Here is a 16,927-nt window from a genome sequence, read left to right on the forward strand (position 1 = left end):
GCGCTGAATACAATGGCGTGAACACATGGGGAGGCGATAAGGTAATGGGTGCTGTAAAATTCAAATCCTGGCTTTTGGCCGGGACGGTTGCTTGCGTGTCTATCTCATACAGCTTTAAGGCAGAAGCTCAGTCTTCAGCGCCAATTCCGGTCGCTTCGCCTGAAGTACAATCTTCCGTCGCCCCTGAGACGAGCACTGTCGACGAAATCGTCGTGGTCGCGCGCCGTCGCGCCGAGAACCTGATGGATGTGCCGGTTGCGGTGACCGCGATCGCAGGAAGCGCGCTGGCGCGTGCGAGCGCCGGCGACCTGCCCAAGCTGGCTGAAGTCGTGCCTTCGGTCATCATTGCGAACTCTCGCTCGTCGGGCGGCGGGTCGATCGCCATCCGGGGCATCAGCTCGCCGTCGGGCGTCGTGGGCTTTGAGCAGAGCGTCTCGGTCGCTCTCGACGGGGTTCAGACCAGCAACGGCAAGATCGCGCAGCTCGGCATCTTTGATATCCAGCAGATCGAGTTTCTGAAAGGACCACAGGCGCTGTTCTTCGGCAAGAACAGCCCGGCCGGAGTGATCGCGGTCACGACAAGGGGGCCGACCGATACTGTGGAGACCTCAGGCAGCCTGGGGTACGAGTTCGGGGGTAGAGAGGTCATTGGCGAGGCGGCCGTCTCAGGCCCCATCGGCAACGACTTCGGGTTCCGGCTCGCCACCCGATATCGCGATCTCGCGGGCTGGCTTTACAACGACTCGAGAGAGGCGCCGAACCCATTCTACAATCCCGCAACGATGCCGTCAGGATTCGCCACGCTTCCTGGAGCGCACAATGCGAGATCCGGGAATACGGAACTGCTCGGCCGTCTGACCTTGGCCTACACGCCGGAGGGGCCCTTCCAGGCAACGCTGAAAATCTTTGCGGATCGCTACCGGGACGATGGCGCCGGCGCCAGCGGGCAGAACATCGGCCCTTGCACCGGCGATCGCCCGAGGATGTACGGCGTGCCGGATCCGTTTGGCGACTGCCGCATCGACAACCACATGACTAACGGAGATCTACCGGCGGCCGTGGCGGCGGCGCTGCCTAACAGCCGAGGAAACGGTCGCAACTACGGGGCGACGGATTTCCAATCGGTCGCGCTGAACATGTCCTACGACACCGGGCCGCTGACCTGGACCTCTTTGACTGGTTTCAACCACAACAAGTTCGACTCAGACTACGGCTTGGACAATACGTCGTTTTCCCAGCTCTTCGCGACGGAGCATGACCGTATCAGCGAGTTCAGCCAGGAGTTTCGCGTCGTCTCTGACTTTGACGGCAAGCTGAACTTCGCCGCAGGCGTCTACTACCAAGACACGTCCAGAAGCGTACTCCAGGACATCTCGCTAGGTTACGCCTACTTCAACCCGGCGAACAATCGCGTGACGGCGACTGAAACGAAGGTCGAGCAGGACGGACGCGCCTTGTCGGCGTTCGGGCAGCTTCTCTACGAAGTCGTACCCCACCTCGAGCTGGCCGTGGGCGGACGCTTCACCAATGAGCGCAAGACCCATCACCAGCGGGTCAACTACGGCTTCGGAGCGTTTAACGTGGTCGGGGTGACCTTCCCCGGTGAAAGTGAGCCGGGCGTCCTGAACGGCAGCTATGAGGAGGACAACTTCTCGCCGGAAGCGACCCTGACCTGGCACCCGGCCCCGAACCGAACTCTTTATGCCGCCTACAAGACCGGCTTCAAGTCCGGCGGATTCACGGCAGGTCTGGCCACGGCCGGGACGCGGATCGGCGATCTCGACTTCACCTCAGAAGAAGTCAGCGGTGGCGAAATCGGCGCCAAAGGACGCTTCGGACCGCTGCGGGTGACCAGTGCTCTGTTCTTCTACGATTTCGACAATCTCCAGGTGAACGCCTTCGATCCTGCACGTGTCGCATTTGTCGTCGGAAATGCGGGGGCCCTGAAACAACGCGGTCTGGACATTGAGCTGAACTACGACGCCAATGAGTTCCTGACGCTCCATGGCGCGGCGACTTACGCCCACAACCGCTTCGCGGATTATGTCGGTCCCTGCTACGCTTACGCTTTCCCGACTGGCACGACGCGGGCCACCGCCGTTGCGCCGCCGAACTGCTCATTCGTGAACGCGACCGCGCTCACCCTTCAGCAGGATCAGGATGGGCGCGTGCCTGGCCGCTCGCCGGACTTCTCAGGTAATGCGGGTTTCGAGTTCCGCGTTCCCAGAGGCGACATGCTGTACACCTTGACGGGCGACGGCTTCTACACCAGCGGGTACTGGTCCTCGGACACGAAGGCGCCCAGCACCTACCAGGACGGCTTCTTCAGGTTCAACGCCAGCGCCACGATTGCGACCGAGGATGAACGCTGGCAGCTCGCGCTCATCGGACGCAACCTGACCAATGAGTACTACCTCCAATATGGGATGGATAGGACCGGCGGTGCGAGCGTGCCCGGCGCCATCGGCGAGCAGCGGGGCTACGTCTCCCGTGGCCGGGAGATCCTTCTCCAGGCCAGTTTCCGCTACTAGTCAGGATTCGGCTCCCGCAGCGCTCCTCTGCTGCGGGAGCCGAATCCTCTTCTCGCCGCGAGACGATCTCGCGACAGATGCGGGTCGTCCGGGGTTCGAGCCTTGGCGCCCGTTTTTTTGCGTTCTCGTGGATCAACGGACATCGGCGCCGTTCGCGGAACGATCGATCGGCGTTACGGCTATCCCGGTTCTAGGGGACCGTTGCGACCGGTGCAGCCTGCAAGATGGCGTTGGAGCGAGGCTCTTGGGATGGCGCGATCCCGTAGCCATAAGGGGGTAGGGGGGCGCAACGAAGCTCGACATTGCGGGCTCTCCAAGCGTCCGCTTGGGCTCCCAGCGGCGGGTTCAAAGCAACCGCGCTATGTGAAGTCAGTTCGAGGCGAACCGTTTCAACGGTCGACTATGCGCAGTTCCTTTCGGTCGCCAGGCGACCTTGGCCGGACCGTTCAGCGCGAGAGGTCGTAGACCGACCTTTCGTGGCCAAAGCAGACCGTCGAGCGAGCAAGGTCGCAGAACTGTTGTTCATCCTCGCGCAGAAAACGAGCGGCCTCGATACCCTCTGGCGTGGCCGAGGCCGCCAGTCGATCCGCCTCACTCGTCCACCAAAGCTGCGCCACGCCGTCGTGCATTCCGTCCACCCCCCTGTAGGCGACGTACTGACGCGCGAGTTCGCCGTCTTCTCCGTGAAGCTGCACATAGCGCAGCAAACGGATATCGGGCGCCAGTCGAACGACGAGCGGGGCATGCACGTCACGCCAGTAGTCCAGGAACTCCGCGTGGGTCAGGTCGGCCCGACGGCGAATGGCCAGAGACATCTTGAGCATCAGCGTCAGCCCAAACGCAGCGGCAGGGTTTCGATCATCCGCATCTGATTGATGGTGCGGTAGGCGACGGGCCCCGCAGGCGTGATCGTTTCGCAATGGCGGAGGAGGGCGCTCATTAGGGTCTCCGATTCGAGACGCGCCAGCATCTGGCCGATGCAATTGTGGTCTGCGGCGCCGAATGACACATGGCTGCCGGCGACACGGCGATCGATATCAAAGGCGTCCGGATTATCCCACGCTCTCGGATCCCGGCCCGCAGCCCCTAGGAAGACGCCGATCTTGGTGTCGCCGTCGAGCGCGTACCCGGCCAGTTCGGTCGGTTCAAGCGTCGTTCGGAAGGTGACGTGGAACGGTGATTCCAACCTGATCGCCTCGTCCAGGGCGATCTTGAGCTTCGCTGGTTCCTCCCTGAGCCGACGCCAGACATCCGGCTGCTCCGAGAGATGTTTCAGCAGGGCGCCGATGCCCGCGATCGTCGAGTCGGTGCCGCCGCGAACAAAGGCGCGAACGATATTGGCTGCGACGCCCTGGCGCAGACGTCCCTCTTCTTCGGCGATGAACAACTGTTCCGAGACCGTGCCGGGCGCCACGTTCTCCCTCCGGCAGGTGTCCGTGAGCCACTCGAGATAGGGCGTGCCGCCTGCGACCGCGGCATGCCACAGGGCATTCTTGGGGCCGGACTGGTTGAACATCATCAGCCCGATCGCGCGGATCGCCTCGGGCTCGAATCGGATGCCAAGCGCCTTGGGAAACACTTCAAAGACAAACGCCTCGGCCAGTTCCGACATGGCCTCGACGTCGCGACCGCAGAGCGCACGCACCCGTCTGTCGGCCGCCGCTTCGAAATCGGCGCGCCAGGTCTTTATGACGACGGGAGACAGGATACGCTGCACGGTCGAACGGATCGGGCCGTGGTTGGGCGGATCGACCTCCAGTAGTTCGCTCAGGGCGCGGGCGTCGCCGGGCTTGCGAGCGTCGGCCAGCCCGACACCTCCGGTGGTCGTAAAGCGAGTGTAGTCCGTAAGGACTTCCTTGGCCTCGCTATGGCGTCCGACCGCATAGGCGCCATAGCGGGATAGACGGACGACGGGACCGGCCTCACGAAGGATCTCGTAGAAGCGATCGGGAGACCGCAGGACGTCGTCGGCATAGGGATCGATGTCGATCTCCGGGGGAATCCTGAGCCCTGTCTGAGCGTCCATGTCGAGGTCCTTCACCTGTTCGCGCGGAAGGTAAGGCGGAGCCGGAGGAAACGCCTCCTGACCCCGCCGAAGTTTCCGGGAGGAAAACAGCCAAACCAGACTAGGGTCGATAGGACGCGGCGCCAGTCCCCTACGGTGGTGACCAAAGACGCGCGCGCTTCTGTCCCCCGGCCTTGGGACCGACACCACGCAGGGGGGCGCTAGGATCGGTTTGGCCAAGGCGCCTCGGCGGCGTACGTTGGTCTAGGAGATTTCAATGTTCGTCGTTCTCGGGTTCTTCAAGCGCAAGCCTGGCATGACCCATGAGGCCTTTTCGGCCTACTGGCGGGACGTGCATGGTCCAATGATCCGCAACCACCCCGGTGAGGCCCTGGCCTCGATCTCGTCCACGCCCTTCCAGCAGGTCCAATGATGCCTTCGATCACGGTCACGGATCAGTCCGGCTTGGAACGCACGATCCAACCCGCCACGGGGATTTCCCTCATGGAGGCGCTCAGGAACGCCGGATTCGATGAGATTCTGGCTCTGTGCGGCGGCAACTGCTCGTGCGCGACCTGTCACGTCTATGTCGATCCGGAGCGTCTAGGCCAGTTCGTAGCTCCCTCGGCCGATGAGGATGATCTTCTGGACAGCAGCGATCATCGACAGCCGAACTCGCGCCTGTCTTGCCAGATTCTCGTCACGGACGATCTGAACGGGCTCGCGATCACGATCCCGCCCGAAGGCTGAGCATGGCGATCCGACGGAGCGACGTTCTGATCGTCGGAGCGGGACACGGCGGCGCGCAGACGGCTATCGCTCTGCGTCAGCAAGGGTTCGAGGGCGACATCGAGATCGTGGCCGCCCAGGTCGAAGCGCCTTATGAGCGGCCCGCCCTGTCGAAAGAATACTTCTCCGGAGAAAAGCCGTTCGATCGTCTGCTCATCAGGCCGGAGAACTTCTGGCGAGAGCGAAGCATCCAGCTGACGCTGGGGCGTCGCGTCGTGGAGGTATCGGCGACGGATCGCCAAGTCCGGCTCGATGACGGCCAGGTCATCGCGTTCGGCGTCCTCGTCTGGGCGGCAGGCGGGACGCCTCGGCGACTGACCTGCGGCGGGCACGACGCCGAGGGCGTCCACACCATTCGTGAGAAAACGGACGTGGATCGACTGATTGCGGCTCTGGGCTCCGATCCGCGCGTCGTCATCATCGGCGGGGGCTACATCGGTTTGGAGGCGGCCGCGGTCCTCGCCAAATCGGGAAGGCCGCCCGTTCTTCTGGAGGCGGCGGACCGGGTGCTCGCGAGAGTGTCCGCCGAACCCCTCTCTCGCTTCTTCGAGGCCGAGCATCGCCGTCACGGCGTGGATATCCGCCTGTCGACGAGCGTCGCCTGCATCGAGACCTTGGAGGGACGAGTTTGTGGCGTGCGGCTGGGCGACGAAACGGTCGTGCCCGCCGAGGTCGTCATCGTCGGGATCGGTCTGACGCCGGCCGTGGAGGTTCTGCAGAAGGCGGGGGCCAAGGTGGGCGACGGTGTTCTGGTCGATGCCCTCTGCCGAACCAGTCTCGACGACGTCTACGCCATCGGCGATTGCGCCCGGCATCCCAATGCCCATTCGGACGGCGGACAGGTGCGGCTTGAATCGGTGCAGAACGCCAGCGATCAGGCGGTAACGGTCGCGTGCACGATCATGGGAGGCCACGAACCCTACGCCGCCCTGCCGTGGTTCTGGTCTAACCAGTACGATCTCAAGCTTCAGACGCTCGGGCTCTCGCAGGGTCACGATCAGGTCGTGGTTCGAGGAAGCTCAGACGAGCGGGCGTTCTCTGTGGTCTACCTCAGGGATGGGCGGATGATCGCCATCGACTGCGTCAACGCGGTCAGAGACTATGTCCAGGCTAGGCCCTGGATTCTCGATCGACGGTCGCCCGATATCGATGCGCTTCGCGATCCGCATACGCCGTTGAAGGCCGTGCCGGCCATCCAGCCCTAGGGCGCGTATCCACCCGCTTTCCGGGTGTCGCAGTCCGTGGCGCTGAGACCATCCGTCTCCGCGAAATGCCCGCTTCGTCTAGAAGAAATCGAGGTTCCGCAGGGCGGCTCTTGCTGTCCCAAGCAGTAGGGACATACCAAGTTCGGCAAGGGTGGGAGAACACTTGGACGGTTGAAAGCCTCGCGCAGAGTCGAGGCGAGCCGTGCGCCTAGGGGCGTCTATCCAAGGGAGGGATAAACATGCGTTCTCCAACACGGTTCAAGCTTTGTTTGCTCGGCGGCGCTTCAGCGTTCGCCGTTCTCCTGCCGTTCGCGGCCGTCGCCCAGGTGCAGCAGGGCCCCGGCGCCGCCGAGGCCGCCGAGGTTGACGAAATCGTCGTCGTCGCGCGCAGCCGTGGCGAAACACTGATAAGCGTTCCTGTGGCTGTTAACTCCATCTCGCCAGAAACTCTGACCCGAAGCGTCGCCACCGATCTGACGAAGATCGCGGAGATCACGCCGTCGGTGATCATCAGCTCGACCAAGCAGACGGGCGGCGGATCGATCGGTGTGCGGGGCATTAGCTCGCCGGCGAACGTAGCCGGCTTCGAGCAGGCGGTCTCCGTCGCCTTGGACGGGGTGCAGACCAGTAATGGTCGGATCGCCGGCATTGGCTTCTTTGACCTCCAGCAAGTGGACGTGATGCGCGGCCCACAAGCTCTTTTCTTCGGAAAGAACAGCCCGGCAGGCGTCATCTCTGTTACAAGCGCTGGCCCCACCGACGATCTGCAAGTCATGCTGAGCACGGCTTACGAATTCGAAGGCGACGAGAGGTTCCTGGACGCCGCTGTGTCCGGCCCCATCACGGATCAGCTCGGTTTCAGGATTGCGGTGCGTAGCCGCGACCTCGAAGGCTGGATGTACAATGACGCCCGACCGATCGCGAACCCCTTCTACAATCCGACCACAATGCCGGCGGGCGCCGCGCAACTGCCCGGGGCGGCCAACGATCGCGTCGGCAGCGACGAACTGCTCGCTCGTTTGACCCTGGAATACCGGCCCACGGACAACATCACCGGAACGCTGAAGGTCTTCCATTCGCGATATCGGGACGACGGACCGGGCGCGGCGTCGCAGAACATCGGACCTTGCGTAGGTTCGACGCCGCGGATGTACGGGATCGCCGATCCCTTCGGCGACTGCCGCGCGGACAATCATACCAGCGCCGGCGACACCAGCCCGACCATCGGGGCGGGCATCCCCCTGACCGACGGGACGGGGTCATCCTTCGGTCGACTCGACTTCACCTCAGTGTCCGGGCGCCTGGTGTTTGACTACGACAAGTTCACCATCACGGCTTTGACCGGTTACAACCACGCCGACGTCTGGTCGCAGTACGGGCTGGATCACACCGTTTACTCGCAGCTCTATTCCGCCGAGACGGATGCGATCCGCGAGTTCAGCCAGGAGATTCGATTCTCTACTAGCCTGGATGGCCCGCTGAACTTCGCCGGCGGCCTCTATTACCAGGATACGGATCGCGCCTATCGCGCCGACGTGAAGTTTGCTGACAGCGCCTACAACCCGGCCACGGGCCGCTTTGACTCGGTTGATGTCACCACTGACATCCAGGGGCGGACCTATTCGATCTTCGGCCAGGCCATCTGGGATATCAGCCCCACGATCGAGATCGCCGCGGGCGCCCGCTACACCGACGAAACCAAGAAGGATCGCACGCGCGTCCTCTACGGCGTCGGCGCCTTCAACGTCTCCAACATGCTGTTCCCGGGCGAGACCGTTCCGGGGCAACTGACCGGGGAGGTGGCGGAAACGAACTGGTCGCCGGAAGCGACCCTGACCTGGCGCCCCAACCGCGATATGACCTACTACTTGGCCTACAAGACCGGGTTCAAATCGGGCGGCTATCAGGCGGCGCTGCCCAATACGACGACGCGGATCAGCGATATCGATTTCGACTCGGAAACGGTGTCAGGTTTCGAGGCCGGCGCCAAGGCCGATCTCTTCGACCGACGCCTGCGCGTCACGTCCGCAGCCTTCGCCTACGACTTCGAAGACCTTCAGGTGAACGCCTACGATCCGGCGCGCACGACCTTCATTGTCGGAAACGCGGGCGCCCTGAAGCAACGCGGCATCGAGTTCGACGCCTCGCTGAACGCCACCGACGCCCTGACCCTGCGGGCAGCCGTGACCTACGTTCGCAACCGCTTCTCCGACTACGTGGGCCAGTGCTATTCGTACGCCTTCCCGACGGGTTCGACGCGGGCTACCGCGACGCCTCCGCCAAACTGTGAGTTCGCCAACAACACGACGCTGGCGCTTCAGCAGAACAACGAAGGCCGGGCGCCGGCGCGCTCTCCGGACTGGAGCGGCAACGCCGGCTTCACCTATGACCTGCCGGCGGGGAACCTGCTTTGGACCGTTACGGGCGATGCTTCCTACATGGGGCGCTACAACGCCTCCGACACGTTCAGCCCCTACGCCGTGCAGGACTCCTTCTGGCGTTTCAACGCCAGCGCCAGCGTCGCCACCGAGGATGACGCCTGGAGGCTGTCGCTGATCGGTCGGAACCTGTCGAACGAGTATTACGTGGCCTTCGCCTCTGACCGTACCGGCGGCGCCAGCGTGCCGGGCAACTTCGGCGAGCAGCGTGGGACTACGGCGCGCGGTCGGGAAGTCTTGCTGCAACTGACCTACCGCTACTAAGCCATAGGGCGGGGTGTGGAAGTCACATCCCGCCCGTTCCGATTTGTGGAGTATCGATCTATGGACGCCCTGCTTGTCGCCGAGGCCCTCAGCCACGCCATCACCACCCGGGATGTGGAGGCCGTCGATCGGCTTTATGCCGACGAGACCGTGGTGTGGCGCAGCTACGACCGCGAAGAGCAGGACCGTGTGACGACCCTGGCCTTCCTCAGGGCCTTCTTTGAAAAGGCCGGCGAAATCCGATACTCGGACATCCGGCGGGTCCGCACGGAAGAAGGCTATGTCCAGCAGCACATCATCCACACTACGCTGAAGGACGGATCGCGGTTCGAACCGCGGCCGGTCTGTATCGTGGCCAAGGTCGAGAACGGCAAGGTCCTGCGGGTGGACGAGTATCTGGAAAGCCGTCGCATCGCGGCGCCGGAGCAATCCTGACCATGCCGTCACCCGCCTCCCAGCCGTTGCCGCCCGGCGCGGTGCCTTTGGAACCCTATCGGTCCGCCGAGATATTCTCGGCTGAGAAGACGAACCTGTTTGGTCGCGCCTGGCTGCTGATCGGCCGCGAAGAAGAAGTGGCCAAGCCGGGCGACTTCGTCGTCAAACAGGTGGAAATCCTGGACGCCGCAGCCCTAATCGTACGCGGCAAGGACGGGGCCGTTCGCGCCTTCTACAACGTCTGCCCGCACCGCGCGAACCAGGTCGTCTGGGAAGAGCGCGGATCGACGCCGGTCTTCGTCTGTCGCTACCACAACTGGTCATTCTCGACGGACGGAACGGTTCGCGGCGTGCCGGACCAGGCGGTGTTCCCCGGCCTGAACAAGTCCAGATGCGGCCTTCCGCCGATCCATCTCCAGATTTGGGACGGCTGGATGTTCCTGAACTTCCAGCGCGAGCCGGAAGTGGCCCTGGAGGATTATCTCGGCGGCCTGAAAGACTATCTGGGCGGCATCGACTACATCAACGCCCACGATGCGATCGTCATCCAGACCCACCTGAAGTGTAACTGGAAGATAGTCGCCGACGCGTTCGCCGAGGCCTATCACATCCCGGCGATCCACGCGGTCAGCCTGAAGCCGCGCTTCGCCAGCCCCGACAATCCGTTCGGACGCCCGCTGGAAATCCGCGGCATCGGCCCACACGGCGTCAACTCCATGTACGGCTACGGCGACTACGCGCCGCGCGAAGACCAGCACGTCGAGGCGCTGGCCTTCAATCCCTCGCATAGATCGGAAGAGAGCCGTGCGGCGATCGCCCGCTTCAACCAGCATCCGGCGATCAATCCGACCAAGACCCGAGACTGGTCGATGGACGTCAACTACGTCTTTCCGAACACCCACTTGGACGCCAATCCCTTGGGCTTCTTCACCCATCAATTCTGGCCGATCAGCATCAGCGAGACCCGCCACGAGGCGCGGTTCTATGTCGGCAAGCCGCTGAGCGTGCGCGAGCGGTTCGCGATCGAACACCGCATGGCCCACGCCGTGGACATCGTGCTGGAAGACCTCAGCAACGTGGAGCGGACACAGCGGGGCGTGAACTCGCGCGGCACTGACTATATGCAGCTCTCTGAAAGCGAGGCGCTGATCCAGCATGCGGCAGAGCATATCCGGCGCTGGACTCAAGCCGGGACCGTGGCGGAAGCCATGGCCGAGGTGAAAGAATGAGCCGTCTGCCCGCCGGTTTCGAAACGCTGGAGCCCTTCGTCGATGCCTGGTCTCGCGACGATTTCCAGGCCCGTTTCGAGACCCGTTTCGAGAGCGGCATGGACGACATCCGCGCCTTCTATGAAGCCATGCAGCCGCGTGCGAACGCGGCTCTGGAGCATCTGGAACAGTATCCGCTGGATGCGATCCCGGCCGACAGCGCGACCCTCTTCAAGCTGCTCATGGCGCTGGCCCATGTCGCCGTGGCCGTCGAACGCCACAACCAGCCCGGTCCGAAGAACGTGACCTGGCCAACGACCCTTCGGGTCACGCAAGGATCGAGCCCCTCATGAGCCAGACCGGATTCCAGGATCGGGTGGCCATCGTCACCGGCGCGGCGCGCGGCATGGGCGAGGCGGTCTCCCGTCGCCTTATCGTCGAGGGGGCGAAGGTCTGTCTGGTCGATCGCGACGCAGAAGCCCTGAAGCGTGTGGCTGACAGCCTGGGCGAATGCGCCCACGCCATCGCGGCGGACGTGGCCGACCCCAAGCAGATCGAGGCGTTCGTCGCCGAGACGGTCGATCGGTGGGGGCGCATCGACATGCTCCACAACAACGCCGGCGTGACGGGACGTTCAGGCCCGGCCCTGGACTCGACCCTAGACGATCTCGAAAGCGTTTTCGCCGTCAACCTTCGCGCAGCCTTCGTGGCGATCAAGGCGGCGGCGACGCACATGACCCAAGGCGCCTCCATAGTGAACATGTCGTCGCTGTTCGGAATTCGCGCCGCGCCGGGTATGGGGTTGTACGGGGCGTCGAAGGCGGCGGTCATCGGCCTGACCAAGACCCTGGCGGTCGAGCTCGCACCGCGCGGCATTCGCGTCAACAGCGTCGCGCCGGGCGCGATCGAGACGGAGCTGCTGCGATCCAGCAACGCCGCCCTGCATGTGCCGGGCGGGCCGTCCTACGACGAGAAACTCAAGTCCATGCCGATGGGCCGCGCCGGTACGCCAGAAGAGGCGGCCAACCTGATCGTCTGGCTTCTGGGGCCGGAATCCACCTTCGTCAGCGGCGCCGTCTATCAGATCGACGGCGCGCGCGGCGCCTGATCGCCGAATTACTCCCGATTTCCCCGAGAGGATCCCATGATTCCTGTTTCCGACAGCCCCGTCGCCATCGTTACGGGCGCGGCCAGCGGCATTGGTGAGGCGACCGCGCGTGTTCTGGTGCGCCAGGGATACCAGGTCTGTCTGGTCGACTACGACGGCGACCTGCTGCAAACTTCCGCCGCCGGTCTCGATGCGGATCGCATCCTGCTGGTCCAAGCCGATGTCGCCGACGCGGATCAGACCCGTGACGCCGTGCGCCAGACCCTGGAGCGCTTCGGCCGGATCGACGGCCTGCACAGCAATGCGGGGATCGTGGGCGAGGGCGGCCCCCTGCGGTCAGCCTCGGCCTCGGACTTCGACCGGGTGATCGGCATCAATGTGAAGGGGGCGCTTCTGTCGATGCAGGCGGTGACGCCGACGATGATCGAGCAGGGAAAAGGCTCCATCGTCTTCACCGCGTCCACAGCCGGCTTGCGGCCCTCGCCCTCGCTGGGCGTCTACAGCGTGTCCAAATACGCCCTTATCGGGGTGGTGAAGAACGCCGCCGCCGACCTAGGACCGGCGGGCATCCGCGTAAACGGCGTCGCGCCCGGGCTGATCGACACTCCGGCCTTCCGCGCCACCAGCCAGCGCGGCAGCGGCGCCGGCGACGACAGCAAGATCTTCGCCAGCCGCGTCATGCCGCTCGGTCGGGTCGGCCAGCCGGACGAGGTCGGCGAGACCGTGGCCTGGCTGTTCAGCGATGCGGCCCGCTACATCACCGGCGCCATCGTCAACGTGGACGGCGGGCTGGCGCTCTGAGCCTTTGAGACGGCGGACGGGCGATCCCCCGCCGTCGCACCTCAGGCCCTGCTCAGGGCCTGACCGGCGGCGTAGCCAAAGGCGATCGCCTGACCGATCTGGGTTCCCGCGCCGGGATAGTAGCCACGCAGGGCGGCGTGGGCGTCCAGTCCCGCCGCATAGAGGCCCGCGATCGGGACGCCGCTCGCGTCCAGCGCCTGTCCGTCGGCATTGATGGCGATTCCCAGACTGGCCCCGACATCGGTCGGGCGCAGCGCCAGGGCGTAGAAGGGCGCGGTGCGGATCGGTCCCAGGCTGGGGTTCGGCCCATGCTCGGCGTCACCCAGAAGGCGAGTGTAGATATCCGATCCCTTGCCGAATTCCTCATCGACGCCGGAGGCGGCGTAGCGGTTCATGTTCGCAGCGCTTTCCACCAGCCCCTCCGGGTCGACGCCGATTTTCCCGGCCAGCGCTTCCAGGGTGTCGGCCTCGATCAGATAACTCTCGCGAACGAAGGGCTTGTAAGGATAGGGGGCTGCACGGGCCATCCCCATGCCATAGGCGCGGAGGAAGCGGTGATCCCCGATCAGCCAGGCGGGCGAGACGCCCCGCTCGTGCATGCGCTTGACCAGGGTGTGGTACGACTCGCCTTCGTTGACGAAACGACGGCCGTCCGGCCCCACGATCAGGGCGCCGGGCTTGCAGCGGTCGAAGCCGAAGTGCGGATAGACGCTCGTTTCACCGGACTTGAGCCTGCGGCTGGAGGCCGGCGCGAAGATGGCGTTGGAGCCCACGTCGCTGCCGAGAACCGCTCCAGCGTCGCGCGCATAGGCGGCTCCGTCGCCGGTGTTCTCCCGAGGAAGCACCTGCAGATGATGCGTCGCGTCCGGGATCAGGGATGGACGAAATTCCGGATTGGCCGAGATGCCCCCGGTCGCCAGGACGACGCCGCGCCGCGCACCGATCGTGATCCTGCCGGACACGGTCTCCACCTCGACCCCCGCAACCTGCCTGCCCCTACATGACAATCCGCGCACGATCACGCCCGTTCGGACATCCACCCCCTTGTCCAGCGCCGCTTCCAGCATGGCGGCGGCGAGGGCCGTTCCCCGGATCATCCGCGTGCCTCGGCCATGAACGACGACATCCTTGCCGTACCGCGCCATCAATCCGAGGCAGCGCAGGAAAGCGGCCGGTGACCGCAGGATGTTCTGGAAGTCGCGGACCTCCGTCGTCTCGATCTGCATGCCGTTAAAGACGGTCATCTCCGGCTTCGGGCGCCGCAGACGCTTCAGCCAGGGGCCGAGCCGACGGCCGTCGAACGGCTTGGGCAGCAGGGTGCGCGCCTTGCGCGCCGCGCCTGGCAGGTCGGGGTGATAATCCGATCCAGCGTAGCTGACGAACCGCACCGACGGCGTCTCCGCCTCGAGAAACCGCACCGCATCGGCGGCGTGCCGTACGAAGGCGCGCGCCATCCCGCCGTCGTAGTGGTTGCCAAGCACCGCCTGGATATAGGTCTGAGCCTGGCCCGGACTGTCGGGTTCGCCGGCGGCTTCCATCAGATGATTGGTCGGGATCCAGACGCCGCCACCGGACCAGGCGGTCGTGCCGCCGATCGCCTCTGCCTTTTCCAGAACCAGCACCGACAGGCCATGGTGCGCGGCGGTGATGGCGGCGGTCAGACCGCCCGCGCCGGATCCCACGATGATGACGTCGACTGCGGTGGGAAACATGGCGGCTCCTTTGACGGCCTTATCGTTGTCCATACGCCGTCGAAGGTCTGTCCCTGCGCGACGGGGCGCCCGGCGTCCCCCCCGGAGGGGATGGTTCCGCGGCCAGACTAGCGGAAGTCTGCGAGTTTGCAGGGCCTCCGCCACAGAAGGGGCTGTCTCGAGGATCCGATCATGGACTATGGGCTCGCAGGCCGGACGGTTGTGGTGACGGGCGGCGCGTCCGGCATCGGGCTGGCGACGGTCCGGCGTCTGGCCGTCGCCGGGGCGAACATCGCCATCATGGACCTGAGCGAGGATCAGATCGCGGAGGTCGTCGCCGAGGTCGGGAAGGCAGGCGCTCACGTGCTCGGCGTCGCCGCAGACGTATCGGACCCCCATGAGGTCACGGCGGCCGCCGAGCGCATCCTGGCCCGGTTCGGAGAAATCGATGGTCTGGTCGCCTGCGCGGGCACCTCGGCCGCGGCGCCGGCGGAAACCTATTCCGTCGAGGACTGGAACCGGGTCATGGGCGTCAATGTCCTAGGGGCTTTCCTGTGCTGTCAGGCCTTCGGACGGGGAATGATCGCGCGTGGCGGAGGCTCGATCGTCGTCATCGGTTCGCTCGACGGTCTGGGCGCCCATGCCGGCCGGATCGCCTATTCGACCTCCAAATTCGCCGTCCACGGCATGGTGAAGAATCTGGCGCTGGAATGGGGACGGCATGGAGTGCGGGTGAACGTCGTGGCGCCGACCATCGTCGATACACCGCTCGTCCGGCGCGGCCTGCCCGACTATTTCTTCGATGTCGTCACCGATCGGACGCCAATGGGCCGGATTGGCGGGGTCGACGACATCGCCCACGCCTGCCTGGCCTTCCTCAGTGACGCCTCGGCCTATCAGAGCGGGGTCATCCTGCCCGTCGATGGCGCCCTGTCCGTCGGCTACTTCAACCGTCACGGCGGCGCCGACCTTCAGTCCAAACGTCTGCTCGAGGCCGGCGTCTATACCGCCTGACCCCGCGACATCTGGCCCTACAAGAAGCTTTACAGTGAGATTTCGATGAGCCTGGAAAACCCCGTCCTCAGCACCGAAGCGCCCGCTGTCGAACCGGCCCGAACCGCGAAGCAGATCCGTCGCGCCTGGTATGTCGTCGCGCTGCTCACGATCCTGTACGGCCTGTCCTTCACGGACCGACTGATCCTGGCCCTGGTGGCCCAGCCGGTCGCCGGCGCTCTGGATCTGAGCGACGGCCAGCTTGCGCTGTTGCTGGGGGCGGGTTTCGCCATCGTCTATGCGTTGAGCGGCGTGCCCATCGCGGACCGGATCGACCGGGGCAATCGCGTCGCCATCGTCGCCTGCGGGGTGGCCTTGTGGAGCATCATGACGATCGCGTCGGCGTTCGCGAACAGCTTTTGGACCCTGCTGGCGCTTCGGGCCGGGGTGGCGCTAGGGGAGGCGGTGCTGACGCCGGCCGCCGTGTCGCTGATCGGCGACCTCTTCCCGCCCAACAAGCGGGCGGTGCCGACAGCGGTTTACGGGTCTATGGGCAGCATCATGTCGACAGGCGCCTTCATTCTGGGCGGAGCCGTGGTCGCCTTCTCCGGCACGATCAGCCCGCAGATCGGCCTGGAGGTCTGGCAGCTCACCTTCATCCTGCTGGGCCTGCCCGGGCTGGCGCTCGCCGCCATAGTCCTGCTGACGGTGCGTGACCCTCGACGGGACGGCCCGCACGCCACGGCCAAGGCTTCGACCGTGGACTTCGGCGGTCTGCTCAAATACCTCGGCGCGAACTGGCCGTTCTACGCGCCCTTCTATGCAGGCCTGGCCCTGATCACGATCGTGTCCATGGGGACGATCAGCTGGATGCCGACGGTGATTTTCCGCAACTTCGGTCTGCCGGTGGCGGACGCCGGCTACCGTCTTGGGAGCGTAGGGCTGGCCGCAGGTGTTCTGGCGGCGATCTTCTGGCCTTGGCTGGTGACGCGGATGGCCAAGGGCGGGCGGCGCAACGGCACCCTTCTGACTCTGTTCGCCAGCGGCGCTGTGGCCACGGTCGCCCTAGTCGTGGGCTTGATGCAGGGCGACGTCAGTCTGGTCCTCGCCGGCTTCTTCTTCGCGATGATCGGCTTGGCGTCCGTGGGGGTGCTGGCCCCCCTGGCCCTGCAGACCTACGGGCCCCGGCCGGTGCGGGCCAGGCTGGCGTCGCTCTACATTCTGGCGACAGGTCTGTTCGGCTATGCGGTCGGGCCCATCACCGTAGTCGAGCTGTCACGGTTCTGGGGGGAGGGGCCCCAGGCCCTTGGTCATGGCATGATGCTGAACGCGGCCATTGCTGGAACCCTGTCTACCCTGGCCTTCATCTTCTGCATTCGGGCGGGTGGCCGCATGTCGTCCGACGTCGAATAGGTCGACAGATACAGACATGGAAAAAGGCCCGGCGACTGAACCGCCG

15 protein-coding genes are annotated in these 16,927 nt (G+C 64.9%); 12 read left to right on the forward strand and 3 right to left on the reverse strand.

Going from position 1 to position 16,927, the window contains the following annotated elements:
• The first annotated feature begins 44 nt into the window (after nt 1-44).
• Entirely contained in the window at nt 45-2,531 is a 2,487-nt protein-coding gene (locus tag ACW18C_RS05840; protein ID WP_492073384.1) for a TonB-dependent receptor, read from the forward strand.
• Between the two features lie 446 nt (nt 2,532-2,977).
• On the opposite strand, the gene ACW18C_RS05845 is transcribed toward ACW18C_RS05840, so the two are convergent.
• Nucleotides 2,978-3,355, reverse strand: a complete 378-nt coding sequence (locus ACW18C_RS05845) for an EthD domain-containing protein (RefSeq protein WP_492073386.1) — start codon at nt 3,353-3,355, stop codon at nt 2,978-2,980.
• A 5-nt stretch (nt 3,356-3,360) separates the two neighbouring features.
• Nucleotides 3,361-4,572, reverse strand: a complete 1,212-nt coding sequence (locus ACW18C_RS05850) for a cytochrome P450 (RefSeq protein ID WP_492073388.1) — start codon at nt 4,570-4,572, stop codon at nt 3,361-3,363.
• Between the two features lie 241 nt (nt 4,573-4,813).
• Between ACW18C_RS05850 and ACW18C_RS05855 the strand changes: the two genes are divergently transcribed.
• The 9 genes from ACW18C_RS05855 to ACW18C_RS05895 all read left to right on the forward strand — a co-directional run bounded on the left by ACW18C_RS05855 (nt 4,814) and on the right by ACW18C_RS05895 (nt 12,784).
• Complete coding sequence (locus ACW18C_RS05855) at nt 4,814-4,969, forward strand: EthD domain-containing protein (RefSeq protein WP_492073389.1); 156 nt, start codon at nt 4,814-4,816, stop codon at nt 4,967-4,969.
• Nucleotides 4,970-5,001: 32 nt separating this feature from the next.
• Nucleotides 5,002-5,286: a 2Fe-2S iron-sulfur cluster-binding protein gene (locus ACW18C_RS05860; protein WP_492073390.1), complete on the forward strand. Its 285-nt coding sequence runs from the start codon at nt 5,002-5,004 to the stop codon at nt 5,284-5,286.
• Nucleotides 5,287-5,288: 2 nt separating this feature from the next.
• Nucleotides 5,289-6,530, forward strand: coding sequence for an NAD(P)/FAD-dependent oxidoreductase (locus ACW18C_RS05865; RefSeq protein WP_492073391.1), 1,242 nt, complete (start codon nt 5,289-5,291; stop codon nt 6,528-6,530).
• A gap of 239 nt (nt 6,531-6,769) precedes the next feature.
• A complete protein-coding gene (locus ACW18C_RS05870) occupies nt 6,770-9,232 on the forward strand; it encodes a TonB-dependent receptor (RefSeq protein WP_492073393.1) in 2,463 nt (820 codons plus the stop codon).
• Nucleotides 9,233-9,292: 60 nt separating this feature from the next.
• A complete protein-coding gene (locus ACW18C_RS05875; RefSeq protein WP_492073395.1) occupies nt 9,293-9,667 on the forward strand; it encodes a nuclear transport factor 2 family protein in 375 nt (124 codons plus the stop codon).
• A gap of 2 nt (nt 9,668-9,669) precedes the next feature.
• Nucleotides 9,670-10,896, forward strand: coding sequence for an aromatic ring-hydroxylating oxygenase subunit alpha (locus tag ACW18C_RS05880; protein ID WP_492073397.1), 1,227 nt, complete (start codon nt 9,670-9,672; stop codon nt 10,894-10,896).
• Complete coding sequence (locus tag ACW18C_RS05885) at nt 10,893-11,228, forward strand: hypothetical protein (RefSeq protein WP_492073399.1); 336 nt, start codon at nt 10,893-10,895, stop codon at nt 11,226-11,228. The genes ACW18C_RS05880 and ACW18C_RS05885 overlap by 4 nt, the downstream gene beginning before the upstream one ends.
• Complete coding sequence (locus tag ACW18C_RS05890; RefSeq protein ID WP_492073401.1) at nt 11,225-11,983, forward strand: SDR family NAD(P)-dependent oxidoreductase; 759 nt, start codon at nt 11,225-11,227, stop codon at nt 11,981-11,983. The genes ACW18C_RS05885 and ACW18C_RS05890 overlap by 4 nt, the downstream gene beginning before the upstream one ends.
• 36 nt (nt 11,984-12,019) lie before the next feature.
• Complete coding sequence (locus tag ACW18C_RS05895) at nt 12,020-12,784, forward strand: SDR family NAD(P)-dependent oxidoreductase (protein ID WP_492073403.1); 765 nt, start codon at nt 12,020-12,022, stop codon at nt 12,782-12,784.
• A gap of 41 nt (nt 12,785-12,825) precedes the next feature.
• Here ACW18C_RS05895 and ACW18C_RS05900 read toward each other — a convergent pair whose 3' ends face one another.
• On the reverse strand, nt 12,826-14,496 hold the full coding sequence (locus tag ACW18C_RS05900) for an FAD-dependent oxidoreductase (protein WP_492073404.1): 1,671 nt from the start codon (nt 14,494-14,496) through the stop codon (nt 12,826-12,828).
• A 171-nt stretch (nt 14,497-14,667) separates the two neighbouring features.
• Here ACW18C_RS05900 and ACW18C_RS05905 point away from each other — a divergent pair, with 171 nt between their 5' ends.
• Nucleotides 14,668-15,489, forward strand: coding sequence for an SDR family NAD(P)-dependent oxidoreductase (locus ACW18C_RS05905; protein ID WP_492073406.1), 822 nt, complete (start codon nt 14,668-14,670; stop codon nt 15,487-15,489).
• A gap of 45 nt (nt 15,490-15,534) precedes the next feature.
• Complete coding sequence (locus ACW18C_RS05910; protein WP_492073408.1) at nt 15,535-16,881, forward strand: MFS transporter; 1,347 nt, start codon at nt 15,535-15,537, stop codon at nt 16,879-16,881.
• Nucleotides 16,882-16,927: the final 46 nt, after the last annotated feature.

This window comes from Brevundimonas sp. FV1ye7S, from assembly GCF_058680995.1.